Here is a 23159-nt window from a genome sequence, read left to right as displayed (position 1 = left end):
AGCCCGGCTATTCCCCGATCCAGCGGTAGCGGTGTTCCGGGCGGCCCGGCGCGCCGTACTTGGGCCGCAACTCCGCGAGCCCGCGGCCAGTCATCATCTCCAGGTACCGCCGCGCACTCACCCGCGAGATTCCGCAGCCCTCGGAGACCTCGGCTGCGGACATGTCGCCGGCCCCGCCCCTGCCTGCCGCCTCGCGCAGCGCCTGGCCCACCAACTGGACCGTTGGCTGGGAAAATCCCTTGGGAAGCGGCGCGCCGGAGTCGACCGGGGCCGCCGCGCCGCGGCTCGCGGCCCGGCCTTCCGGCTCGCCCGCTCGTAGCATGAAATCGATATCCCCCTGGTCCAGAATGGGTCCGACTTCGGGGGCGGCCTCGGATCGGGCGACCCGGAATGCCTCGAGCCGACGGTTGAAGTCGGTCACGGTGAAGGGCTTGACCAGGTAGTCGTCGATTCCACGACCCACGGCGAACCGCACGGTGTCGCGTTCGCTGGCGGCGGTGATCATGATGACTCCCGTCTCGTGCCCGCTGCCGCGCAGGTCCTCCAGCACCTGCAGGCCATCCATGTCGGGGAGGTTCACGTCGAGAAGCACCAAGTCAACGGGCTGCTCCTCGAGGAACGCCAGGACCGGCCCGCCGCGCTCGAGCACGCCCGCCACCTCGAAACCGTCCAGCGCGTCAACGTAGCGGGCGTGCAGGCGTGCGATATCCGGATCGTCGTCGACAATCAGCGTCCTGATCATGCAATTTCCCCCACTTCGCTTCCCGGCAGCACCGTTGCTGCCAGCCAGTTCCATTCGACGGTGATCATGGCCCCGCCCAGGTCGCCCGAGGACACTTCAACCGAGCCGGCACGGCGCCTGATGACCCGGTCGACCAGCGCCAGCCCGATACCGTGTTGCACTCCGGCCCCCGGCTTGCTGCTCACCCCGCGCCTAAAGACCTCCTCGACCGCGCTCGGGGCGATGCCCGGGCCGCTGTCTTCCACACAGATCCGCAGTCCCTTCGCCCCGGCATTCAGCAACAGCCGCACCTGCCCCCCGTCGCCGGCGGCCTCGATCGCGTTGCTCAGCAGGTTGCCCACCACCGTCAGGGCGTCCTCATCGGCGCGCCAATCCGGCTCGGTGCCGGACTCCGGATCGACCACCAATCGCACCCCGGCTTCCCGCGCGTTGGCCGCGTTGGCGCCAACGAGTCCCGAGAGGGCCGGGTCCCCAAGGCTACCGGCCTCGGCGCCGAGGGTCGCGCCGCTGATTCTTTGCAGGTATTCCGCCGCCTCCCCCGGTTCGCCAAAGGACAGGTAGCCGGACAGCACGTGCAATCGGTTGGAAAATTCGTGGGCCTGCGACGCCAAGGCATCGGCCAGGCTTCGCTGGCCCTTCAGCTCGCGCAAGGTGGCTTCCATTTCGGTCCGATCCACCAGGGTCAAGGTCCGGCCCAGCGATTTGCCGTTGGCCAACGCCTCTCGGCGGGTTGCCACCAGGATGCGTTCCCCCGAGAGGACGAATTGCGTTTCCTCTGCTTCCGGGGCCTCGCTGCTGAGCTGGGCGTGGACGGTCGGGTCGAGCACGTCGGCGGCCTTTGCACCCACAACCTCGCCCTCCAGCCCCAGCAACCGCCGCGCTTCGTCGTTCACCAGGGTCAATCTTCCCTCAGTGTCAACACCCACGACGCCGTCATGCACGCTGAAAAGCAGCGCCTGCTGGGACTGCAGCAAGCCCGCGACGGCCTCCGGCTCCACTCCGTAGATCCGTCGGCGTACCACTCTCGCGGTCAACGCCGAGGCAATTGTTCCCAGCGCCGCGGCCCCAAGGATCCAAGGTGCAACCGTTCCCACGACGTCGAGCAGCTCACCGCGGATATCGCTCTGCAGGATCCCCACGGACACGGTACCGACCACTTCACCGTCGAACCACACAGGCTCCTTGGCCCGCAAAGTAACGCCCTGCGGGCCGTCCTCCGTTCCCCGGAAGGACTCGCCGGCGCGCACCGGGTCATGGTCCGACGACACGGGCTCCCCGATGCGGTCCGGATCCGGGTGTGCCACCCGAATTCCTGCCAGATCCGCCACCGTCACATACCGGACGCCCGAGACCGCCGTCGCCAGATTCGCGATGGGTGCTATCACCTCCGTGGCCCGGGGCTTCCCCAGATGCTCCTGGACAGTCTCCTGGGCTGCCATTTGCACGGCCACGGTGTGGACACGGTCGAAGGCCACCTCTTGTGTTCGGTGGTCCTCGAAAGCCAGGACCACAATCGAGACCGCGCCCATCAGCCCCAGCACGATCCCCAACTGCAACGCCAGCAGCTGCGCACGGCGGCGGTTTTTCGATAGGGAATGCACGTCGATCCAGGCCTCTTCCAGGTCTCGTTGACTTTGTTTTCTTTACTGTTCTTATGAACTAAAGCACATTTTCGCTGTGCCTCAGATCACTTCTCTGGCACCTTTGTGGTCGAGGGACCCGCCAATGACACCCGGTCCACCACCCATGAGATTACGGATGAAAATGAGCAAGAGCATAATCAAGAAGACGCTATACGGCACCGTCGTCGCTGTCGTGGCGGGTCTGGCACTGGTCAATGCGGCCGCAAGCGGAGGCGAGGCGACCGCGCGTTCGAAACTCGTCCTCATGGCCCCGGCGGCACCCGGCGGCGGCTGGGACGGGTTCGCCCGCGAGTCGCAGCAGGCCCTGAAGTCCGGTGGCGTGGTGAACAACGCGCAGGTCGTCAATGTGCCGGGTGCCGGAGGAACCATCGGCTTGAGCCAGTTCGTCCAGATGCACGGTCGCCACGACATGTTGATGGTCACCGGCGGCGTCATGGTCGGCGCCATCGAACTCGCCGACTCCGAGTCCACCTTCGACGACATCGTTCCCATCGCCCGGCTTGCAGATGACTACGCCGTGTTGGTGGTACCGGCCAAATCGGAGTTCCAGACGCTGGATGACTTCATCAAGCGCTGGAAGGAAGATCCGGGCGGAACATCGATTTCCGGCGGTTCGCTGGGGTCCATCGACCACCTGCTGACGGGTCTGGTCGCGCAGAAGGTCGGCATTGATCCGCTCAAGACCAACTACATCGCCTACTCCGGCGGCGGCGAGGCGCTGACCTCCATGCTTTCCGGGACCACCGTCGGCGGCATCTCCGGCTACAACGAGGTTGCCGACCAGATCGAAGCCGGAACCCTGCGCGCGTTGGCGATTTCCTCGGAGGAACGCCTCCCCGGGGTCGACGTTCCCACGTTCAAGGAACAGGGCGTCGACGCCTCGATGGCCAACTGGCGCGGCGTTGCCGCTGCCCCGGGCATCACGGAGGAGCAAAAGCAGGAATTCGTGGACATCGTCTCCGAGTATCGCCAGACGGAGCACTGGCAGGGAGCGCTTGAACGCAATAGCTGGACGGACAGCTTCATGACCGGCGACGAATTCGAGGAGTTCATCGACTCCGAGGTCGCCATCACCAAGGACATCGTGGAAGGGCTGGGACTGTGAAGACGATAGAAGATTCCCCCGCTACCGGGCGGAAGACAGAGGACTACCCGGTGCGAATCACCGGCTTCTGGTCGGGTCGCAGCGAACTGATCGTCCCGGCACTGGTCTTCACCCTTGCCGGTTTCCTCAGCTACGGAACCGCCACCATGGAGGTGATGGGCACCAGCGTTCCGGGGCCGCAGTTCTTCCCCACCATCGTTTGCGTGTTGCTCTTCCTCATGGCGGCCATCCACACGATCCAGATCCTGCGCACCAGGCGTTTCCCGCACGCCGACAGCGAGGGGCACAACCCCGATTTCTCCAGCGACATGCTCGGAGACCTGGGCGACACCGAGGGCAAGTCGATCTATCGCCCCACCGCACCGCCCTCCGCCACCGGCAAGCGAAAAGCCTATTCGGACTGGAAGACGTTGGGCACGGTCATCGGCGGCGTGGCCGCATTCATTGTGGCGCTGCCCGTCCTGGGCTGGATTCTCAGCGCCGCCGGCCTCTTCTGGGTCGTCTGCCGTGCACTGGGCAGCAAGCGCCCGCTCTTCGACATCAGCATCTCGATCCTGTTTTCCGCGGTCATCCAGCTGGCCTTCAACGCCGGCCTCGGCCTCAACCTGCCCTCCGGCTTCTTGGAAGGACTGATCTGACATGGAATCCATAACCATGCTCATGGAGGGGTTCGCCTCGGCCCTGACACCCATGAATCTCCTGTGGGTGCTGATCGGTGCGGTCCTCGGCACCGCGGTGGGCGTATTGCCAGGTCTCGGCTCGGCCATGGCCGTTGCCCTCCTGCTGCCCATCACGTTTTCACTGGATCCAACCGCGGCATTCATCATGTTCGCCGGCGTCTATTACGGCGGGCTCTTCGGGGATTCAACCTCCGGCATCCTGCTGAACACGCCCGGCAACTCATCGGCCATCGCCTCCACCTTCGAAGGCCACCGCATGGCCCTCGACGGCAGGGCTGCCAAGGCATTGGCCACCGCCGCCATGGGTGCCTTCATCGGCGGACTCATCGCCACGACGGTCGTGGTCTTCTTCGCCCCGGTGCTCGTCAAGATGGCAACGGCGTTCGGCCCCGCCGAATACTTCGCCCTGGCAGTCTTCGCGTTCCTCGCGATTTCCTCCGTGGTTTCCGACTCGGTGGTCAAGGGCCTGCTGTCCCTGGGACTGGGTCTGGTCCTCGCACTGGTCGGCGTTGACGGACCGTCGGGAACGGCGCGCTTTACGCTGGGCCTGCCGCAGCTCTTCGACGGCATGTCAATCGTGGTAATCACCGTCGGGCTGCTGGCGCTCGGCGAAGTCCTTCACATTGCCTCGCGCATCCACCGCGACGATGCGGCCACGCGGGTCGAGTCCAAGGGCAAGCCCCGCCTGGACCTGCGGGACATCCGGCGGGCGCTTCCGGCCTGGCTGCGTGGCACGGCATTCGGTGTACCGTTCGGCGTCATCCCCGCCGGCGGTTCCGAGGTCCCCACCTTCCTGGCCTATGGCACCGAAAAGAAGCTCGCTGCCCGCAACGGCGACACCGACTTCGGCACCAGCGGGTCCATCCGGGGCGTTGCCGCCCCGGAAGCGGCGGCAAACGCGACCGCCGGCACCGCCATGGGCGCACTTCTCGCACTGGGCCTTCCCACCTCGGCGACGGCGGCCATCATGCTGGCGGCCTTCCAGCAGTACGGAATGCAGCCAGGTCCCCTGCTGTTCGAACGCAGTGGCCCGATGGTCTGGACGCTGCTCGCGTCGCTGTTCATCGGCTTGGTCATCCTGCTGATCCTGAACATGCAGTTCGCCGTGCTCTGGGCCAAGCTCCTGCTCATTCCCCGGCACTACCTCTACGCCGGCATCACCGTGCTCTCGGTACTTGGCGTCTACGCGATCAGTTCATCGATCGTTGACCTGTGGATCCTGCTGGCCATCGGGCTGCTGGGCTTCCTGATGCGCCGCTACAAGTTCCCGCTCGCGCCCGTGCTGATCGCGGTGATCCTCGGCCCCCTGGCCGAAACGGAACTGCGCCGCGCGCTGACCGTCTCGGAAGGCGACCTGTCGATCCTGGTCGGCAGCCCCGTCACCCTGGTGCTCTACGGACTATTGGTGATCGCCCTGCTGATCACCGGTATCCAGCACCTGCGCCACAGCAAGGCGGCAAGGAGCCAGGCACCGAAATTCGACTCCGACAGAATCGGCGTCTAGGCACTCAGATCCCGAACTAGAAACATCCTGAAATGGGAGGTCGTCACGGTCCAACTGTGACGACCTCCCATTTCTTAACAGACAAGGCCACCGTTATACAACCAAGCGTTGGGCCGAACTAGATGACCCGCGGCGCCTTGGCCAGGTTGGCCGTCAGTTCTTCCGCGTTTTGCCGCACAACGTAGGACGGGCGGTCGCGCTCCACCCGCCAGCTCTCGGCCAGCGGGCCGATGTTGACGGTGTCGAAGCCGAATTCGTCGTACAGTCGGGTGACGAGCGCCGCCGCGTCCTCGTGGTCACTCGCGGTGGCTAAGGCACGGCGATTTTCGATGCCGGTCGGTGCACCGGTGGTCGTGATTTCCGCGGCGAGGATGTGGTTAAAGCCCTTGGCCACCCGGGATTCCTTCAGATGTTCCTGGACCAAGCCGGAAGTCGTGGCTTCACCGTCATCCAGCGCCGGTATTCGGCCATCGCGCTCCCAGTAGTAGTTGATCGTGTCGATCACGATCTTTCCTGCCAGCGCTTCGACGGGAAGGTCCGTGTAGTTCCCCAGCGGAATGGTGGCCACCGCGAAGTCGCCCGCCTCCGCGGCCTCGGTCGCAGTGGCGGCACGGGCCCGCGGTCCCAGTTCGGCCACCAGGTCCATGAGGGTTTGTGGCCCACGCGAATTGCCGATGACCACGTCATATCCCAGTTGCACGGCCTTGCGCGCGACCTGGGATCCAATGTGTCCTGCTCCGATGATTCCGATGACAGTCATGTGGGTTCCAACGATGCCCTCTGGGCGTCACATTCCCGTGCGTCTCCAGGTTACGCGGTGGACTCTACTTGGCGGGTCGCGAAGTAAAACGACAGAATGGTCCCATGGCCGAGACCACAACGAGTCCGCGGTGGGAAACCCATCCTGTCACGCCGGAGAACTTCGAGGATTTCGCCGACGTCATCAATCCGACCCGGCGGGACACCCATTGCTGGTGCCTCTCGCACCGCCTGGGCGTCAAGGACATCAACGAGCTCGGCGGCGGCAGTCGCGAAAACGCCATGCGCAGGCTCTGCGAGCGGGAGCACCCGCCCGGGGTCATCACCTATCGCGACGGCGAACCCGTCGGATGGTGCAGCATCGGGCCGCGGGCCGAGATCCCCCCGCCTGGCCGCCTCGAAGTTGATCCGTCCCGTGGACGAGGTCCCGGTGTGGAGCATCATCTGCGTCGTGGTGCGCAGCGGTCACCGGCGGCAGGGAGTGACGGCCCACCTGCTGGAGGGGGCCGTGGAGTACGCGGCTTCCCGCGGTGCACCGGCCATCGAGGCGCACCCCGTGGATCCGGACGGGCGCATGGACACCACCATGGCGTTCGTCGGAACCCGGGCGATGTTCGAACAGGCAGGGTTCCGCGTCATCGGCACCACCGACGCGGTGGCCAGCAGGATGACGCGGCTCATCATGCGCCGCGACCTCTGACGGTGAACCGGGCCCTGCAGCCCGTCTTTAGGTGAGCGACCAGGAGCGCTTGGACAGCCCGAACCAGAAACCGTCAATGGCGGTCTTGGCCTCGATGCCACCGGAGGCATAGGCGGCGCCGAGGGCGACATAGAGCGGCGCCCAGTGCTCGGAGCGCGGGTGAGCCTCGCGGGCGGCCGGGGCCTTGTGCAGGAAGTCCAGGATGGAATCCACGTCCCCGCGCGCCATGGCCTCTTCGGCCCAGTGGTCGAATTCGCTCGAGGCGGCCGGTGGCGTCGTGTCGGGTCCCCCGGCCGGGTTGAACCAGCGCAGGTTGTGGGTGGTGAAGCCGGAGCCGATGATCATGGTGCCGCGATCGCGCAGCGGTGCCAGGGACTGGCCGAGCTCGAACAATCCCTGCGGGTCCAGCGTCGGCATCGACATCTGCACGACCGGGACGTCCGCGTCGGGGAACATCTCCTTGAGCGGGACGTAGGCGCCGTGGTCAAGGCCGCGGGTCTCGTCGCGCTCCACGTGGTGGCCGTGATTGCCGGTCAGCCGGGCGACCTCGTCGGCCAGCTCCGGTGCCATGGGCGCGTCGTAGCGCACGTCGTAGTAGTGCTGCGGGAAACCCCAGAAGTCGTAGACCAGCTCCTGCTTTTGGTGGGTGGCGCTCAGGGAAACGGGCGCGTTCTCCCAGTGCGCGGAAATCATCAGGATGTCCTTGGGCTTTTCCATGGTCGCCGACCAGCCGGCCAGCTGGGAGGTCCATGTGGCGTCGTCAGCGAGTGGCGGGGCGCCGTGGGAGAGGAAGAGTACCGGTGGGCGTTCGGCTGCAGTGGTCATGCGACTAGCATACACCAAATTTAGTTGATGCTTCAAGCAATGTTGGGGTGGGCATTACTTGCCGCGAGAAGATCCGGTCAGAACGGGTAGTCGGCAATCTCCGGTCGCATGGTCAGCCACTGCGTCTCGGTGAACGCCTCGATGTTCGCCGCGGCCCCGCCAAAACGCGACCCGGTGCCCGAGGCGCCCACGCCGCCGAACGGGGCATTGGCCTCGTCCGAGACGGTCTGCTCGTTGATGTGGATCTTGCCGGAGTGCACCCGGTCGGCGATCCGCATGGCCATCCCGACCTCGCCCAGGATGCCGACCGAGAGGCCGTACTCGTTGGCGTTGACCTTCTCGATGAGCTCGTCGATATCGGCGAATGCCGCGACCGGCGCGACGGGGCCGAAGATCTCCTCCTTGAAGGCGGGATTGTCCAGCGCCAGGTCCGCCAGCACCGTCGGGGCGTAGAAGAGCCCGTCGAAGGTGCCGCCGGCGGCAAGCCGGCCGCCGGCCATCACCGAGGCATGGACGATGTGGTCGATGTTTCCCAGCTGGTGCTCGTCGATGACCGGACCCAGCGCCACCTGCCCGGTATTCGGGTCCCCCACCGGGATGTTCCGCGCCTTCCCGGAAAGCGCGTCAACGTAGGCATCGTGGAGCGACTCGTGGACGAAGTGGCGCCCGGTGCTCATGCAGATCTGTCCCTGGTGCATGAAGGAACCGAAGGCACCGGCGGAGGCGGCCTTGGCCAGGTCGGCACCGGGAAGCACGATCAACGCGCTGTTGCCTCCCAGCTCCAGGTGGGCGCGCTTCAGGTGCCGGGCCGCGGCCTCGCCGACCTTGCGCCCCGCCGCGGTGGAGCCGGTGAAGGACACCACCCGGACCTCGGGTGCCTCGACCACCGCGGCCCCGACGTCGGCGCCGCCGGGCAGCAGCGAGAGGACGCCGGCGGGAAGGCCCGCTTCCTCAAAGATCCGCATCAAGGCCACGCCACCGCAGACGGCCGTGCGGGGGTCGGGCTTGAGCAGCACCGCGTTGCCCAGGGCCAGCGCCGGCGCCACCGAGCGGATGGAGAGGATCAGCGGGAAGTTGAAGGGTGCGATCACGGAGACGACGCCGGCGGGGCGGCGCCGGGCGAAGGACCAGCGGTCCTCGTTGGAGGTGAGCACCTCGCCGTGGGGGTGGGAGGGAAGCGCGGCGGCCTCCCAGCATTCCTGGGCCGCGGTATGCGTTTCCAGTCCCGCCTTGGCCGGGATGCTTCCGGCCTCGCGGATGAGCCAGGACTGGATCTCCTGGGTGTGCTCCTCCCAAAGATCCCCCGCCCGGCGCAGTACCGCGGCCCGCTCCTCGGGCTTTTTGGCCGCCCACGCCACCTGCGCCCGGGCGGCCGCGGTTGCCGCACGCAACACGTCCTGGACCGAGGCGACGCCCAGGCTGCCCAGGACGTTTCCCGTGGCCGGCTCCATGACATCGCGGGTTCCGGCCGTCCCCTGCACCCAGCCGTTGATGTTGATCTTTGAGCTCCACAGTGATTCCTCGAGCAATGACACGGTGACTCCTTTTCGGGTCGGTGGCTGTCCGGCAAGGCCGTGCGGGATTCAGGGCCAGGGCTTTCAGTCTTCGCCGGCGGCCCTGGCCTTGTTCCGTGCCCTGCCCTTTCCACGCTATGCCAGGGCGTGGTGCCAGTCCATCGAATGCGCAGACGAAAGTCCCTGGGGACTGCCGGCAGGTCCGCCCACCTCGCTTCCCCGGCCGCGGGGACTGGATCTCCAGACCGCCGAACGATGCCTCCCGCCGGCATCCGAGCCGTCCCTTCCAGGTCAATGGGGAACTCGGGCGGACACGGCCTGCGTGGCGTCCGGAGGTTGGCCGTCACCTTCGGCGGCCCGCCTCATTGAGGCGAGCCGCCAAGTTGCAGGTGCATGCACCGGGTGACCCCGGTTCGGTCTACTCGGCCCAGGCTGATCCCTGGATGACCTCCACGAAGTCGCCTCGCTTGAATCCCGGGACGAAGTGGGCCAGCACGTCGGCCTTGACGTTGCCGAAGGTCGTGTCGGGACGATCCTTGAGTCCGTTGGCAAACGCGGCCAGGATCTGGTTCTTGAAATCCGGGCGCGGGTGCGCCGCCACGACGGCCTTGCGCTGCTCGTCGGTGATCGCGTCGTAGCCGATGCCCAGCACGTCGAGCTCGACGCCGCGGGTGACCAGTGCGATCTCCGGCGCCATGTGCAGCGGGATTTCCGGGGTGGTGTGCAGCGCGATGCCCGACCACACCTTGTCCGCCGCCTCGCCGGTGATGCCGTAGTCCCCCAGGAAGCGGCGCGCCTCATCGGCGGCGTCGATCTCGAAGCGCTGGTCGGTGCGGCGGTACTTGTCCGTGAGGCCCAGGTCGTGGAACATCGCCCCGATGTACAGCAGCTCGGGGTCGTAGTCGAGCCCCTGCTCCGCGCCGCGCAGTGATCCGAAGACAAACACACGCCGGGAGTGGTTGTACACGAGCTCGGTGGCCACCTCGCGCAAGAGCTCGGTGGCGTCGCGGGCCATCTTGCTGTCGGGAATCCGGATACCTGCAATGGTCTCGGTCATGGGTGCTTTCCGCCTTCTGGAACTCGTATTGCCAATGATGTCCCCTCCATCCTGGCCGAGCGGGCTATGCTGGCGACATGTCTTTATTGCCTACTTGCCCTCGATTTCGGACATGAGCCTCCGAATCGGCCTGATGGTCTTCGACGGCATGACCATGCTTGATGCCAGCGGGCCCGCAGAGGTGTTCAACCTCGCCGACCCCGCACGGGAGCACTACGAGGTCACCTACGTCTCGCCCGCGGGAGGGCCGGTGGTTTCCTCCTCGGGGTTGGAGCTCTCGCGGACGATTGCTGCAGCCGATGCCGGAAAGGTGGACACGTTGCTGGTCGTCGGAGGGGCATCCCTCCCCGACGGCGGGGTGCCCCCGAACCTCCTGGAAGCCGTGGATGGCCTCGCCGGCGGCGCGCGGCGGGTCGCCTCGGTGTGCACCGGGGCGTTCATCCTGGCCGAGCTGGGCTACCTCAACGGCCGGCGGGCAACGACCCATTGGCGGCACGCGCATGCCCTGGCGGCACGGTATCCGCGCATCAACGTGGAACCGGACGTCATCCACGTCCGCGACGGCCGCTACCTGACCTCCGCGGGCATCAGCGCGGGCATCGACTTGGCCCTCGCCATGGTCGAAGACGATCTCGGTGTCCGGACCGCACGGGAAACTGCCCGCGAACTGGTGGTATTCATGCACCGACCCGGCGGCCAAGCCCAGTTCTCCACGGCGCTGAGCACCCCGCCGGTGCAGAACAGGTTGCTGCGCGCCCTCATGGATTCGGTTGTGGCCGATCCCGCCGACGAGCACACCGTCGCCTCGATGGCAGCGGCCGCCGGGGTGAGCGTGCGCCACCTGAACCGGATCTTCCAGGCCGAGGCCGGCACGACGCCGGCACGCTGGCTCGAACGGGTGCGAGTCGATGCGGCGCGCTCGCTCATCCTCGACGGCCACCCCATGACGCTCGTGGCACAGCTCAGCGGTTTCGGCAGCGACGAGACGCTGCGGCGGGCGTTCGCCCGGCAACTCGACACCACCCCGACCAGCTTCCGGGACCGCTTTGCCACGACCCGGCAGGTCCGCGCAGTCCCCGGCGTTTTGCCGGGCGGGTGACGGCCCGCCATCAAGACAAGGCCCGGGTGGCAGCGCATCCCTGCGCGGCGAAGGCCAATCCCCCTCCAGCAACCGCTGGCGTGTCACTCATTTTTTGCGCTTCGGTCAATGCGGCCAGGGTCTTCAGCCTGGCAGGTTTCGGGTTGCCACCGATTTCCTTCAGCTGTCGTTGGACCGAGCCGGCTGCGCGGTATGGGCACCGGGCCGGTCGAGGACGAGTTGCGTGAATCGCCCTCGATCCGGCCCGGTTCCCGGTCCTTGTCCTTGGTGGCCGGCTGCACGAGATTACAGGGCAAGGGCCTGTGCCGTCGCGGCCGCATGAGCCCGCGTGATTTCCACGTAGGTTTCGGCGTTGGAGCGGCAATGTAGCACCTCGGCGTCGGTCAGTTCGCGGCGCACCTTGGCCGGCACCCCGGCAACCAGCGAGCGTGGCGGAACCACGGTGCCCTCGAGCACCAGCGCGTTGGCGGCGATGAGCGAGCCCTCGCCGATCACCGCGCCGTTGAGCACCGTGGCATTCATCCCGACCAGCGCCCCGTCGCCCACGGTGCAGCCGTGGAGCACCGCACCGTGGCCGATGCTCACGAAGTTCCCGATGCGGGTCGGGAAGCCCGGGTCGGCGTGGAGCACGGCGTTGTCCTGCAGGTTGCTGTGCTCGCCCATCCGGATGGATTCCGTGTCGGCCCGAAGCACCGCGCCGTAGAAGACACCGGATCCGGGGCCGACGCCCGCGTTCCCGATAATGGCGGCGGTTGGCGCCAGCCAGGCCGTGTCGTCGATCTCCGGGGTCTTTCCGTCGAGGGTGATGATGGTGGCCATTGGCTTCTTTCGGTGTAAGTGTGCGGGATCAGGAGGAGATGGCCAGCAGCGGCACCAGCAGCGAGGTCACGAAGAGCACCAGGGCGCCGCCGAGCCGATTGGTCAGCGCGGCGAAGGGCATCAGGTGCATCCGGTTTGCGGCACTGAGCACCGCGACGTCTCCGCTGCCGCCGGTGTCGGCCATGACCAGGCCCGGGGTAATGGAGGCCTCGACGAAGTTGAACTTCATGAGCCAGCCCAGGATGCCGGAGGTCAGGGTCGCGATCAACACCGTGGCAACGGTCAGCACGATGAACTTCGGGTTGCTCAGCGAGGCAACGACCTCGCCCATGTCGATGTAGCTGATGCTCACGCCCACCAACAGCGCCGGGACCATGGTGGCACCCACCATGTCGCCCCAGTCGGCGGTGGATTCCTCGATGTCCTTGGGCAGCCAGCCGAAGATCTTCACCGCGGCGGCGGCAATGATGGTCCAGGCGTAGGGGTGCAGGACCTCGAGGTAGGAGCCGACCAGCTGGCCGAAGATGAACAGCGCGCCCGCGAAGAGCAGGCCCTTGCCCAGGGCAATGAACGAGGAGGCCTCGTTCTTCGGGGGCAGGGAAAGCTCGGACTTCTTGCCCTTGATGCGCATCAGCTCGCCGTGGCCGTTGAAGCCGACGAAGAACTGCTTGCGGGTCTTGCCCAGGCCGTTGTAGATGCCGGCGATGATGATGCACACGATGTTGGCCACCACGACGGCGGACATCAGGTCTCCCATGAACGTCGCGGAGTCCAGGCCGGTGCGGGAGGCGTACATCTCGCTCATGGGCAGTGCGCCCACGCCCAGGCCGCCGGCCATGATCGGGGCGGCGATGAACAGGATGCCCTCCATGAACCCGAAGCCGGTGGCCGCGCCCAGCAGCCCGACGAGCACGAAGGTGGCGACCAGGCAGCCGACCAGCGGCACCGCGAAGCGCGGTCCGGCCTTCAGCAGCAGGGCGCGCGGCATGCCCAGGATGGAGCCGGCGATGATGGTGATGACGAAGAAGTCCAGGAAGCCGTGTCCCTTGACGAAGTTTTCCACGACCTCCACCAGGTTCGCCGGCAGCAGGTTGAAGGACATCAGCGTGGCGGGGATGAAGGTGCACAGCACCGTGGGCAGGCCGAAGTCGCGCACCACCGGGAACAGGTTGCCGATCCAGATCAGCAGCCCGCCGAGCAGGATCGTGACGGTGAAGCCCGAGAGCATGGAATCGGGCAGCTTGCCGGTGGCCGCGGCGATGAACACCATGGCGGCCAGCACGATGAAGAGCGCCGCCGGCAGGCTGGCGATCCGGGTGCCGCGCGGGCCGGCAAAGTGCGTGCCGCGCAGCTTGCCGACGGTGGCCTCCACGCGTCGCTGGACGCCTGGCTCGTCGGGGTGTTGGCCGTCAAGGGTGGGGGTGGGGTTTTCAATCTGAGACATCGTCGTCCTCGCAGAATGATGGGGCGCACCGGGCTCCGGGCGGAGTCTTGCGGCGTGCGGTGGATGGGAGTGGTGTTAGTGCCCGGTCAGGGCGTTGGACTCAAGTGCCGGGGAGTTGGAGACCGCGTCGCGGCCCAGCTGCACGGCACGGGTGAGCGCGGCCTCGTCGATGCCTGTCTCGTGCCCTGCGGCGTGCAGGTGCGCCACGAGTTCCTCGGTGGCGAGGTTTCCGGCGGCACCCGGGGCGAAGGGGCAGCCGCCGTAGCCTCCCAGCGCGCTGTCAAAGCGGGTGATGCCCGCTTCGATCGCCGCATCGACGGTGTCCAGCGCCTGCCCGTGGGCGTTGTGCAGGTGGAGGTAGTAGGTCAGCTCCGGCTCCTTGTCCTGGATGTGGCGCACCGACTCCATGAGCCGCCCGGTGGGGGTGGTGCCCAGGGTGTCTGCCAGGCCGATCTGGGTGATGCCCATGGCCTTGAACCCGCGCACCACGCGCAGCAGGTGGCCGGGATCGACCTCGCCCTCGAAGGGGCAGGTGAAGGCGGTGGAGATCCCGGCGAAGAAGTTGATGCCGGGATGGGCCGCCACGTCGGAGCCCAGGGATTCGAGCGCCTGCTCGATGCTGGATCCGGCATTGGCGCTGCTGTGGGCCTGGCTGGCGGAGGTCACCACTTGGAGATCGGTGGCGCCGGCCGCAACCGCACGCACGATCCCCTTGCCGTTCAGGGCCAGGGCGGTGAACGTCGCCCCACTGCCGGACGGCAAGCCCGCCAGCACTGCCGCGGCGTCACCCATCTGCGGCACGCGGGCCGGATTGACGAACGAGGCGACCTCGAGCCGCTTCACCCCCGCGGCAAGCAGCGCGTCTGCGATTTCGAGCTTGTCGGACGTGGAGACGATGACTTTTTCGTCCTGCAGCCCGTCGCGCAGGAAGACGTCGGTGATCTGGATCCGCATGTCAGTTCTTCTCCTTGGCGCCGAGCGAGTTGATTTCGAGGGTGCTCAGGCCGGCGAGGTCCGCGAGGACCTCGTGCGTGTGTTCGCCCAGCTCCGGGCCGATCCAGTTCACGCGGCCCTCGTGCCCGGGCAGCTTGGGGACCACGCCCGGGAAGCGGATGAGTTCCGGCTCGTCCTCGATGATGACCTCGTGGGTCTGGATCATGTCGCGGGCCAGGTAGTGCTCGTCCTTGGCGATCGAGGGGGCGTCGTAGACCGGTCCGGCGGGGACGCCGGCGGTGTCAAGAGCCGTGAGCACCTCGGCCAGCGGCATCGAGGAGGTCCAGGTGGCGATGGCGCCGTTGAGTTCCTCTTCGCGCGCGCCGCGCCCCTCGGTGGTCAGCAGGGTTTCGTCGGCGGCCAGGTCGTCGCGTCCGATGGCCTTCATGAGGCGGACGAACACGGAGTTCGAGTTCCCGCCGATCACCACTTCCAGCTCGTCCCCGCACGGGTAGGAGCCCGTGGGCACGACGCCGGGAAGCGCGCCACCGGTGCGCTTGCGGACCATGCCGTAGGCGTCGTAGTCCGGGACCAGGGATTCGAGCAGGGAGAAGACGCCCTCGTAGAGCGCCACGTCGACGATCTGCGGGCCCTCGCTTTTCACGCCCTGGGCCTTCTGGAACATCAGCATCAGTGCGCCGATCACGCCGTAGAGACCCGAGACGGTGTCCCCGACGCTGGCTGCCGCGCGGCCCGCCGGGCGGTCCGGTTCGCCGGTGATGTAGCGCAGGCCGGCGAAGGACTCGGCGGAGCTGCCGAATCCGGCACGGTTCTTGTACGGGCCGGTCTGGCCGTAGCCGGAGATGCGGACCATGACCAGGTTCGGGTTGGCCGCGTGAAGTTCCTCGGGGCCCAGTCCCCACTTTTCCAGGGTGCCCGGGCGGAAGTTCTCGATCACGACGTCGGTCTTGGCCACGATCCGCAGGACGGCCTCGCGGCCCAGCTCGCTGCGCAGGTCCAGCGCGACGGATTTCTTGTTGCGCCCCATGGTGCGGAAAAGCATCGAGGTGGTGCCGCGGGTCTTGCGCCAGTCGCGCAGCTCGTCGCCGCCCTCGGGCTTTTCGATCTTGATGACTTCGGCCCCGAAGTCACCGAAGAGCCGTGCGGCGAACGGGGCGGCAATGAAGCTTCCGAGTTCCAGAACGCGGATTCCCTCGAGCGGCAGGGCGCTGCCCGGGAGGTGGAGATTTTCAGTCATGGTTGTGGCCCTTTATTCGGTGACTTCTTCAAAACTTCCCATACAGTGGGATATGATTCCTTGTGAGCAGGAAGACCATAGCAAGTGATCCAGCACACAGCAAGGGGCGCGTCGGCAATAACTGCCTCGCGGGCCTCCCGGGACCTGTGACGCCGGGATCGAATGGCTCCCTCACCTGCTCGTTCCGCAATTCCGGAAAAGCACGTCACATAGCATGGTCGGGGAAACGATTCCCGCCCTCCAACCGAAACACCAGGAGTCAGCCATGGCCGAGCCGGCAACCACCAGCAACCGCATGCTTGAACGCGTTGCCATGGTCCTTGACGCGGTGGAGGGTTCCTCCGCCTCGGCCAGCGAACTGGGACGGCGCACCGGATTGTCGGTGTCGACTGTCCACCGCCTGGCCCTGTCCATGGTGGAGTATGGGTTCCTGCGCCGCGTCGACGACGGCGATTTCAAGCTGGGCCACCGCTTCGTGCGCACCGCGCTGGAATCCATCGCGACCCCCATCCTCACGGAGTTGCGCAACGTCACCGGGGAGACGGCGCAAATGTGGATTCGCCGGGGAGAACGGCGCATCTGCCGGGTGACGGTGGACAGCCAGCACGAACTCAAGGCCACCCTTCCGGCGGGATCCACCCTGGAGCTGCCCAACGGTTCGAGCGGGCGGCTGCTGTCGCACGACCCCGAGGCCCTGGAGTCCGTGGAGGAACACGGATGGGTCGAATCGGTGGGCCGGCGCACCCCCGGCCTGGGCTCGGTCAGCGCGCCCGTGATGCTGCGCGACCAGATGATTGCCACGCTGTGCCTGGCCATGCCACTGAGTCGGGTTGAGGTCTCCCCCGGCCGGGACTTCGGGGAGAACCTGGCCCGGGCGGCACGGATGGTCGGCACGGAACTGGAAACGGCCAAGCAACTGTAGTGACTGGCGGGCGCTCAGAGACCCCAGGCCCGCGCGTTTTCCAGCGCCTGTTCCACGTCCGAGGCCTCCAACTTCCGATAGAGGCTGCGCATCTGGGTCTTGACGGTGTTTTCGGACCGGTAGCCCGCCTCGGCGATCTGCCGCCGCGTCATTCCCGCGCGCAATTGCCTCAAGATCTCCTGCTCCCGCACGGTTAGGACCGGCCGCCTGGGCAACGGCGCCGGCGCGAGATCCAGCGCATATCCCAGGCGTTGGAGTTCGTCGGGCTCCAGGTCCAGGGACCTGCCCACCTCTGACCATCCTGGAACCATGCCCAGGATCGCGAGTTCATACAAGACTCCCGAGTCCCGGTGCTGCTGCTTCACGCGCAGCAACGCCGCCGGCGTCGGGCCCAGGGGGTTCCGGGCGGCGATATCCAGGTACAGCGCCAGGTTTCCCCGCCATCGCATGCCCCCGGCGGGCGGGACTTCCTGCAGGGCCGCCAGGGCCGCGTCGGGATTCCCGCCCAGCAGGTGGCCGAGCGCCACCAGCAGCGGATCCCTGTTTTCGATCCCGGTTCCGCTGCGCACGCCGCCGCGTTCCAGGATCTCGGCCAACAGGAGCGTGTCGTCGAACAGCCGCCGCGCCAGGGGCGCGGCCGCCGCGAAGCGACGGTCCCGGCGCAGTGAAGAGATCAGTGTCCTGGCCGCGTCAAAGATGCCGGCATTGAGTTTTTGCAGGGCCAGCAGTTGGGCATGCACCGACCAGAATTCGTCGTTGTCCACCATGGGTGGCAGGGTCTCCATCACCTCGTCGAATCCCGCGTAGTCGAGGCGGGCCAGGGCCAGGAACGCCCGGGCCATCATCGCGGTGCGCTCCACCATCTTCCGCCCCCACCCGACGTCCCCGATGGCTGCATCGTGCTCGGCCAGCCAGCGCAGCGCCGTGTCGCTGCCGCCTTCAAGGACATCGAGCAGGGCAAGCTTTCCCGCCAGGTCCGCCAGCAGGAAGGCCTTTCCGGAAACTTGCGCCCAGTGGAATCCCCGCTCATAGGCCGCGCGCGCCTGCACGTCCCGGCCGGCCAGCTGAAGCGAGATGCCGATTTGGAGTTCAATCAGCGACACCAGTGCCGGGTTGACCCGTTGGGTGTCGAGCGCCCGGTGCAACGCGTCGCGCAGCCGGGTGCCTGCCACGGCGGCCTCCTCATACAGACCCGCCAGCCGCAAATGGAGCATCTCCAGGATGCCCACTGTCAGGGCGTGGGCATTGGGCTTGCGGTAGAGCCGCAGGGTGTCCCGGTGCAGGCGCTGGGCCGTTTGGTTGGTGTCGTAGTCGGGTTCGAACCCCGGGAGCTGCTGGGCCATCCCGTCCCGGTCACTCTGGCCGAGGATGCGCAGGCCGACGCGCATGTACTCGGTTTGCTCGGAAATGAAGCGCGGGATCTTGGCCGCAATCACGCCCAGTTGCCGGGGGTTTCCGATGAAGATGTCCACCCACCGTTCCAGCAGCAGGTTCAACAGGGCAGGCCAGCTGCGGCGCGCCACGGCCGAATCCACGGCCTCGCCCACCCCGCGGGTCGCGGCCATCGCGTTGACGGCAGCCTGCTCCAGGACGGCAATGCGTTCACGCCCGCGCAGCCCGACCCGTTCGGCGAGCACCTTGCGCACCATCAGCGGCATCATCCAGCCGCCGCGCCCGTCGGACTGCACCAGCCCCGCCTCGACGAGCTCCTCCAAGGTATGGACCACCAAGGAAAATTCCCCGTAGAACGCCTCCACGGTGCGCCGGTCGAACGCGGGCAGGAACGCGGCCTCGGACAATTCCCCGTCGGGGTCGCGGTTGGCCAGCCAGACGGCCAGGCCGTTGCGGATAATCTGCTGCGCGCGGCTTTGGGCCTGCGGATCGGCGGCCAGGACCCGGCTCGCGGCAAGCCACCCTCCGGACAACTCGTGGATGCGGTGGGCATCGAGTTGGCCGACTCGTGCCCCGGCGCCAATGAGCTGCTCCGTCTCCCCGGCATCCAGCAGCAGGTCGCGATGGTTTGCCACCCGGCAGGGGGCCCGCGAGGCCAGTTCCCAGATGGAGGCGCCCGGAGGCAGGATGACGGCCAGATGCAGCGCCTTGTCCGCGCGCAGCCGATCGACCAGCCGGTCCGTTTCGGCCGCCACGTCGATTCCCCCGCCGGAGAAGTCAAGCAGCTCCCCGGAACGGTTCCCGATCCACGAGCGGGCGAAGGTGTCTCGTCCGGTGCCGGCGGCGGCGCGGATGAAGAGCAACCTGTAGCCGGAGTCGTCCCAGGCGAGGAATCTCGCGATGGCCGGGTGAATGGCCTGCCGGTCGAATGGGGCCCCCATGCCACCTTCTTCCTTGTCCTCTCGACCCGACCCCCTGCGTGCCGAGGCGACGGTTCAGGGAGCCATACCAACGATGCCGCCCGGCAACACTGCGGCGGGCGATTTGATACCTCATCCTAAGCGACGGCACGCCGTTTTGACCCTCTGGAACGGCACCTGAACCTCCTTGCCGTGCGCCCGCGGCAGCCAGGGAGTCCGGTGCCGCGCCGGGCGGCCGAAGCCACTGGGCAGGTCACCGGGGATTGTCCGTTCCAACACATCTGCCAGCCGCAATACCCCGGCTCCCCTAGAATGGGGCTTAATCCCCGAGCCGCGTCGCAGGCGTGTTGCCCTCCCCGCATGCCCCCTGACCACACTTCTTCTGAACGGAATCCCCTATGCCCTCCCTGTCCGCCGCGCCAAGCGCCGCGCCGACTCCCCTTGAACGCCAATCGGTGCTGCGCACCCTGCGTTCCCCGCGGTTGCTGGGCGTGGAGATCCTCGGCGGGCTGGTGGTGGCGCTCGCGCTGATCCCGGAGGCGATCGCGTTCTCGATCATCGCCGGGGTCGACCCGCGGGTCGGGTTGTTCTCCGCCTTCACCATGGCGGTGACCATCGCGGTGGTCGGCGGCCGCCCGGCGATGATCTCGGCGGCCACCGGGGCGGTGGCCCTGGTGATCGCACCGCTGGTGGCAAGCCACGGCGCGCACTACCTGGTCGCGGCGATCCTGCTGGCGGGCGTGTTCCAGGTCCTGCTGGCGGTGCTGGGCGTCGCAAAGCTGATGCGCTTCATCCCCCGCCAGGTCATGGTCGGTTTCGTCAACGCGTTGGCGATCCTGGTGTTCATCGCCCAGCTGCCCGAGCTCATGAACGTGCCGTGGCTGGTCTACCCGCTGCTGCTTCTGGCCCTGCTCATCGTCTTCGGACTGCCGCGGATCACCACCAGGGTCCCGGCCCCGCTGGTGGCGATCGTGGCGCTCACCCTGATCACCGTCCTGGCCTCGCTCACGGTGCCGACGGTGGGCGACAAGGGCGAGCTGCCCTCCTCCCTTCCCGAGTTGTTCTTCCCGCAGATCCCGCTGGACCTCGAGACCTTCAAGGTCATCGCCCCCTACGCGCTGGCGGTGGCGTTCGTGGGTCTGCTCGAGTCGCTGATGACCGCGAAACTGGTCGACGACGTCACCGACACCGCGTCCAACAAGACCCGCGAGGCCTGGGGCCAGGGCGTGGCCAACCTGGTCACGGGGTTCTTCGGCGGCATGGGCGGCTGCGCCATGATCGGCCAGACCATGATCAACGTGAAGGCCTCCGGGGCCCGGACCCGGATCTCCACGTTCCTGGCGGGTGTCTTCCTGCTGGTGCTGGTGGTGGTCTTCGGCGACGTCGTGGCGCTGATCCCGATGGTTGCGCTGGTCGCGGTCATGATCTTCGTGTCGTGGGCGACCTTCGACTGGCACAGCATCCGGCCCTCCACGCTGCGCCGCATGCCCAAGAGCGAAACCTCGGTCATGCTCATCACCGTGGTGGCCACGGTGTCCTCGCACAACCTTGCCGTGGGCGTAGGAGCCGGAGTGCTCACCGCGATGGTGCTCTTCGCCCGCCGCGTGGCGCACTTCGTCACCGTCAAGCGAACAGTGGATGCCGAGGGCGAGACCGCCACCTACACGGTCAACGGCGAGCTCTTCTTTGCCTCGTCCAACGACCTGTACACGCAGTTCCAGTACGCCCTGGACCCGGGTCACGTTCTCATCGACATGCACGCCTCGCACCTCTGGGACGTCTCCACGCTCGCGGCGCTCGAGGCTATCACCGCCAAGTACGAGGCCGGCGGCAAACGGGTGGAGATCGTGGGCCTGAACGAGGCCAGCGCGGCCATGAAGGATCGCATGGCCGGGCACCTGGGCTAGGCGGTCATGTCGTGGCAGCCGCCACCGCGCCTTCGAGCCAGCCGCGCTCGAGGTCGTTGAGCGCGCGCGAAGAGACCCCGTCCGCGGCCAGCGGAACCATCACCGTGGTGCCGTCAAAGACCGGCTGCCCGTCCTGGATTCCCACATGCCGCAGGGAGAACGACTTGGTGCCGATGCGCACCACTGTCAACTGGATAAGCATGGTCGGCTGGTAGTACAGCGGACGCAGGTAGTCCAGCCGCAGCGAGGCCACGACGGTGCCGTGCGGGAAGCGGCCCGATTTGCCGCGCGGCTGCGTCCAGCGCAGGCGCGCCTCCTCCATCAGCGTGACGATGCGGGCGTTGTTCACGTGCCCCAACGCGTCCTCGTCGGACCAGCGCAATTGCAATTCAATGTCGATCGGTGCCGGAGTGCCGGCACCATGGTTTTCGCTCATGGATCCCATTGCACCAGAGTGCGGGAAAAGCGCGCAGAACATGAAGCACTCGGGTCGCCGGGGCGTCCGCCCCGCTAGGCTGGTCGAATGCGTCTCTGGAGCCTGCACCCCACGTACCTGGACACCAAGGGCCTGCTCGCCGGCTGGCGCGAGACCCTGCTGGCGCAGAAGGTGCTGGACGGGAGGACCGCCGGCTACCGGAACCACCCGCAACTCGTGCGCTTCCGCGCCGCCGCGGATCCGCTCGCGGCGGTCGGGAACTACCTGGAGGGCCTGGCCCGGGAGGCCGACGCGCGCGGCTACAACTTCAACCGCGCCCTCATCCTGCACCCGCCGGCGGACGGCCCGGTGCAGATGCTCACCGTGGCCGCCGGCCAGGTCGGCTACGAAAGCGAACACCTGCTGGCCAAGCTGGCCGTGCGCGATCCGGAACGCGAATCCCTGCTGGCGGCTGCCGACCCGCCCCGGCTGCATCCCGCCTTCGGGGCCGTCCCCGGGGACATCGAGTCCTGGGAACGGCCCGAAGCCGGACGCCGGAGTCAGCCGGCCGGGGTGAAGTCCCGGACCCCGATGTAGTCCGGGCGCGGCTGGTCCGCGCCGAACGGTTCGACCAACGTGTTTTTGACGCTGTTGAACACGATGAAGATGTTCGAGCGCGGGTACGGGCTCACGTTGCCGTTCGAGGCGTGCATGCAGTTCGAATCGAACATCACTGCCCCGCCGGCCTTGCCCTCGAGCACGTCAATCCCGTATTCATCGGCGAACCGGGTCAGCGTCTCCTTGTCAGGGGTTCCTGCTCCCTGCATGATGAGGGACTTCTTGTAGTTGTCCTCCGGCGTTTCGCCACCGCAGGAAATGAACTTCTTGTGCGAGCCGGGCATGATCATCAACGGCCCGTTGAACGTGTAGTTGTCGGTCAGCGAGATCGAGATGCTCACCGCCCGCGGGTCCGGCATGCCGTCCTCGGCGTGCCAGGTCTCGAAGTCCGAGTGCCAGGAAAATTCCTTGCCCTCGAAGCCAGGCTTGAAGTTCACCCGAGACTGGTGGATATAGACCTCCGAGCCCAGGATCTGCCGGGCCCGGCCCACAACGCGGGGGTCGTTGGCGATCTTCTTGAAGACCTCGCTGGTCCGATGCACGTCGAAGATCGAGCGCACCTCCTGGGACTTCGCCTCGATGATGGTCCGCTCGTCGGCCCTCACCGACGGGTCTTCCGACATCCGGCGCAGTTCCACCCGGAGAACCTCCAACTCCTCGGGGTCCACCAGCTGGTCGATGGCCAGATAGCCCTTGGACTCGAAACCCTGCAGGGTCTGCGCGTCAATGGGTCCATCGGCGGCGGTTCCCCAGGCCACCGGGCCCGGGCGATCAAGCACCGTGTAGTTGCTGCCTGTTCGTGTTGGATACGCATCGTGGTGGCGACGCAATGTCTCCGTCATGTCCGTTCCTCCTCGGTTTTTTAACTTGTCTGCGCCGTACCGCGCAGACACGGATGTGCCG

21 protein-coding genes are annotated in these 23159 nt (G+C 67.0%); 8 read left to right on the top strand and 13 right to left on the bottom strand.

The genetic code is table 11. The annotated features are described in order from the left end of the window. Positions 1-7: 7 nt before the first annotated feature. A complete protein-coding gene (locus KRR55_RS00265; protein ID WP_217387043.1) occupies positions 8-742 on the bottom strand; it encodes a response regulator in 735 nt (244 codons plus the stop codon). Next, complete coding sequence (locus KRR55_RS00260; RefSeq protein ID WP_217387042.1) at positions 739-2343, bottom strand: sensor histidine kinase; 1605 nt, start codon at positions 2341-2343, stop codon at positions 739-741. Before KRR55_RS00260 ends, KRR55_RS00265 begins: the two co-directional genes overlap by 4 nt. Positions 2344-2506: 163 nt before the next feature. On the opposite strand from KRR55_RS00260, the gene KRR55_RS00255 reads away from it, so the two are divergent. The 3 genes from KRR55_RS00255 to KRR55_RS00245 are packed head-to-tail and all read left to right on the top strand — an operon-like array spanning position 2507 to position 5674. After that, positions 2507-3490, top strand: a complete 984-nt coding sequence (locus tag KRR55_RS00255; protein WP_217387041.1) for a Bug family tripartite tricarboxylate transporter substrate binding protein — start codon at positions 2507-2509, stop codon at positions 3488-3490. Then, complete coding sequence (locus tag KRR55_RS00250) at positions 3487-4128, top strand: tripartite tricarboxylate transporter TctB family protein (RefSeq protein WP_217387040.1); 642 nt, start codon at positions 3487-3489, stop codon at positions 4126-4128. The genes KRR55_RS00255 and KRR55_RS00250 overlap by 4 nt, the downstream gene beginning before the upstream one ends. 1 nt (position 4129) lies before the next feature. Then, the gene (locus KRR55_RS00245) at positions 4130-5674 is read left to right on the top strand and encodes a tripartite tricarboxylate transporter permease (protein ID WP_217387039.1); all 1545 of its coding nucleotides are present in this window, start codon (positions 4130-4132) and stop codon (positions 5672-5674) included. A 118-nt stretch (positions 5675-5792) separates the two neighbouring features. Here KRR55_RS00245 and KRR55_RS00240 read toward each other — a convergent pair whose 3' ends face one another. Next, complete coding sequence (locus KRR55_RS00240) at positions 5793-6434, bottom strand: NADPH-dependent F420 reductase (protein WP_217387038.1); 642 nt, start codon at positions 6432-6434, stop codon at positions 5793-5795. Positions 6435-6848: 414 nt separating this feature from the next. Between KRR55_RS00240 and KRR55_RS20600 the strand changes: the two genes are divergently transcribed. Beyond that, on the top strand, positions 6849-7133 hold the full coding sequence (locus tag KRR55_RS20600) for a GNAT family N-acetyltransferase (RefSeq protein WP_336245001.1): 285 nt from the start codon (positions 6849-6851) through the stop codon (positions 7131-7133). 27 nt (positions 7134-7160) lie between these two features. On the opposite strand, the gene KRR55_RS00230 is transcribed toward KRR55_RS20600, so the two are convergent. The 3 genes from KRR55_RS00230 to KRR55_RS00220 all read right to left on the bottom strand — a co-directional run bounded on the left by KRR55_RS00230 (position 7161) and on the right by KRR55_RS00220 (position 10529). After that, positions 7161-7958: a dioxygenase family protein gene (locus tag KRR55_RS00230; protein WP_217387037.1), complete on the bottom strand. Its 798-nt coding sequence runs from the start codon at positions 7956-7958 to the stop codon at positions 7161-7163. A gap of 77 nt (positions 7959-8035) precedes the next feature. After that, positions 8036-9493: a benzaldehyde dehydrogenase gene (locus KRR55_RS00225; protein ID WP_217387036.1), complete on the bottom strand. Its 1458-nt coding sequence runs from the start codon at positions 9491-9493 to the stop codon at positions 8036-8038. A 397-nt stretch (positions 9494-9890) separates the two neighbouring features. After that, positions 9891-10529: an HD domain-containing protein gene (locus tag KRR55_RS00220; protein ID WP_217387035.1), complete on the bottom strand. Its 639-nt coding sequence runs from the start codon at positions 10527-10529 to the stop codon at positions 9891-9893. 112 nt (positions 10530-10641) lie between these two features. Between KRR55_RS00220 and KRR55_RS00215 the strand changes: the two genes are divergently transcribed. After that, entirely contained in the window at positions 10642-11628 is a 987-nt protein-coding gene (locus KRR55_RS00215) for a GlxA family transcriptional regulator (RefSeq protein ID WP_217387034.1), read from the top strand. A 285-nt stretch (positions 11629-11913) separates the two neighbouring features. Here KRR55_RS00215 and KRR55_RS00210 read toward each other — a convergent pair whose 3' ends face one another. The 4 genes from KRR55_RS00210 to KRR55_RS00195 form a co-directional block, all read right to left on the bottom strand. Next, the gene (locus tag KRR55_RS00210; RefSeq protein ID WP_217387033.1) at positions 11914-12447 is read right to left on the bottom strand and encodes a gamma carbonic anhydrase family protein; all 534 of its coding nucleotides are present in this window, start codon (positions 12445-12447) and stop codon (positions 11914-11916) included. A gap of 28 nt (positions 12448-12475) precedes the next feature. Then, the gene (locus tag KRR55_RS00205; protein WP_217387032.1) at positions 12476-13891 is read right to left on the bottom strand and encodes a 2-hydroxycarboxylate transporter family protein; all 1416 of its coding nucleotides are present in this window, start codon (positions 13889-13891) and stop codon (positions 12476-12478) included. Between the two features lie 75 nt (positions 13892-13966). Next, positions 13967-14845 carry a hydroxymethylglutaryl-CoA lyase gene (locus KRR55_RS00200; RefSeq protein WP_217387031.1) on the bottom strand — a complete coding sequence of 293 codons (879 nt, stop codon included), beginning with the start codon at positions 14843-14845 and terminating at the stop codon, positions 13967-13969. Position 14846: 1 nt separating this feature from the next. Beyond that, positions 14847-16082: a CaiB/BaiF CoA transferase family protein gene (locus tag KRR55_RS00195; protein WP_217387030.1), complete on the bottom strand. Its 1236-nt coding sequence runs from the start codon at positions 16080-16082 to the stop codon at positions 14847-14849. A 265-nt stretch (positions 16083-16347) separates the two neighbouring features. On the opposite strand from KRR55_RS00195, the gene KRR55_RS00190 reads away from it, so the two are divergent. Next, on the top strand, positions 16348-17004 hold the full coding sequence (locus KRR55_RS00190; RefSeq protein WP_254455711.1) for an IclR family transcriptional regulator: 657 nt from the start codon (positions 16348-16350) through the stop codon (positions 17002-17004). Between the two features lie 14 nt (positions 17005-17018). On the opposite strand, the gene KRR55_RS00185 is transcribed toward KRR55_RS00190, so the two are convergent. Next, on the bottom strand, positions 17019-19337 hold the full coding sequence (locus tag KRR55_RS00185; protein ID WP_217387029.1) for a helix-turn-helix transcriptional regulator: 2319 nt from the start codon (positions 19335-19337) through the stop codon (positions 17019-17021). 377 nt (positions 19338-19714) lie between these two features. Here KRR55_RS00185 and KRR55_RS00180 point away from each other — a divergent pair, with 377 nt between their 5' ends. Then, entirely contained in the window at positions 19715-21223 is a 1509-nt protein-coding gene (locus KRR55_RS00180) for a SulP family inorganic anion transporter (protein ID WP_217387028.1), read from the top strand. Positions 21224-21227: 4 nt separating this feature from the next. Here KRR55_RS00180 and KRR55_RS00175 read toward each other — a convergent pair whose 3' ends face one another. Beyond that, positions 21228-21659 (bottom strand): acyl-CoA thioesterase, encoded by a 432-nt coding sequence (locus KRR55_RS00175; RefSeq protein ID WP_217387027.1) that lies wholly within the window; start codon positions 21657-21659, stop codon positions 21228-21230. Between the two features lie 87 nt (positions 21660-21746). Here KRR55_RS00175 and KRR55_RS00170 point away from each other — a divergent pair, with 87 nt between their 5' ends. Further along, positions 21747-22235 (top strand): pyrimidine dimer DNA glycosylase/endonuclease V, encoded by a 489-nt coding sequence (locus tag KRR55_RS00170; protein ID WP_217387026.1) that lies wholly within the window; start codon positions 21747-21749, stop codon positions 22233-22235. On the opposite strand, the gene thpD is transcribed toward KRR55_RS00170, so the two are convergent. After that, positions 22199-23098 carry an ectoine hydroxylase gene (gene thpD, locus KRR55_RS00165; RefSeq protein ID WP_217387025.1) on the bottom strand — a complete coding sequence of 300 codons (900 nt, stop codon included), beginning with the start codon at positions 23096-23098 and terminating at the stop codon, positions 22199-22201. The two genes, KRR55_RS00170 and thpD, sit on opposite strands and share 37 nt — an antisense overlap. Positions 23099-23159: the final 61 nt, after the last annotated feature.

The organism is Paeniglutamicibacter quisquiliarum, assembly GCF_019084045.1.
GTDB lineage: Bacteria > Actinomycetota > Actinomycetes > Actinomycetales > Micrococcaceae > Paeniglutamicibacter > Paeniglutamicibacter quisquiliarum.
The sequence above is the reverse complement of the archived record's forward strand: the minus strand, read 5'-3'. Positions and strand labels throughout refer to the sequence as shown.

Excerpts from the sequence above, each read along its gene's own strand:
- KRR55_RS00195 (WP_217387030.1), bottom strand. The coding sequence starts at position 16,082 with ATGACTGAAAATCTCCACCTCCCGGGCAGCGCCCTGCCGCTCGAGGGA.
- KRR55_RS00170 (WP_217387026.1), top strand. The coding sequence starts at position 21,747 with ATGCGTCTCTGGAGCCTGCACCCCACGTACCTGGACACCAAGGGCCTG.
- KRR55_RS00210 (WP_217387033.1), bottom strand. The coding sequence starts at position 12,447 with ATGGCCACCATCATCACCCTCGACGGAAAGACCCCGGAGATCGACGAC.
- KRR55_RS00245 (WP_217387039.1), top strand. The coding sequence starts at position 4,130 with ATGGAATCCATAACCATGCTCATGGAGGGGTTCGCCTCGGCCCTGACA.
- KRR55_RS00180 (WP_217387028.1), top strand. The coding sequence starts at position 19,715 with ATGCCCTCCCTGTCCGCCGCGCCAAGCGCCGCGCCGACTCCCCTTGAA.
- KRR55_RS00255 (WP_217387041.1), top strand. The coding sequence starts at position 2,507 with ATGAGCAAGAGCATAATCAAGAAGACGCTATACGGCACCGTCGTCGCT.
- KRR55_RS00230 (WP_217387037.1), bottom strand. The coding sequence starts at position 7,958 with ATGACCACTGCAGCCGAACGCCCACCGGTACTCTTCCTCTCCCACGGC.
- KRR55_RS00265 (WP_217387043.1), bottom strand. The coding sequence starts at position 742 with ATGATCAGGACGCTGATTGTCGACGACGATCCGGATATCGCACGCCTG.
- thpD (WP_217387025.1), bottom strand. The coding sequence starts at position 23,098 with ATGACGGAGACATTGCGTCGCCACCACGATGCGTATCCAACACGAACA.
- KRR55_RS00190 (WP_254455711.1), top strand. The coding sequence starts at position 16,348 with ATGGCCGAGCCGGCAACCACCAGCAACCGCATGCTTGAACGCGTTGCC.
- KRR55_RS00185 (WP_217387029.1), bottom strand. The coding sequence starts at position 19,337 with ATGGGGGCCCCATTCGACCGGCAGGCCATTCACCCGGCCATCGCGAGA.
- KRR55_RS00240 (WP_217387038.1), bottom strand. The coding sequence starts at position 6,434 with ATGACTGTCATCGGAATCATCGGAGCAGGACACATTGGATCCCAGGTC.
- KRR55_RS00205 (WP_217387032.1), bottom strand. The coding sequence starts at position 13,891 with ATGTCTCAGATTGAAAACCCCACCCCCACCCTTGACGGCCAACACCCC.
- KRR55_RS00175 (WP_217387027.1), bottom strand. The coding sequence starts at position 21,659 with ATGAGCGAAAACCATGGTGCCGGCACTCCGGCACCGATCGACATTGAA.
- KRR55_RS00200 (WP_217387031.1), bottom strand. The coding sequence starts at position 14,845 with ATGCGGATCCAGATCACCGACGTCTTCCTGCGCGACGGGCTGCAGGAC.
- KRR55_RS00215 (WP_217387034.1), top strand. The coding sequence starts at position 10,642 with ATGAGCCTCCGAATCGGCCTGATGGTCTTCGACGGCATGACCATGCTT.
- KRR55_RS00220 (WP_217387035.1), bottom strand. The coding sequence starts at position 10,529 with ATGACCGAGACCATTGCAGGTATCCGGATTCCCGACAGCAAGATGGCC.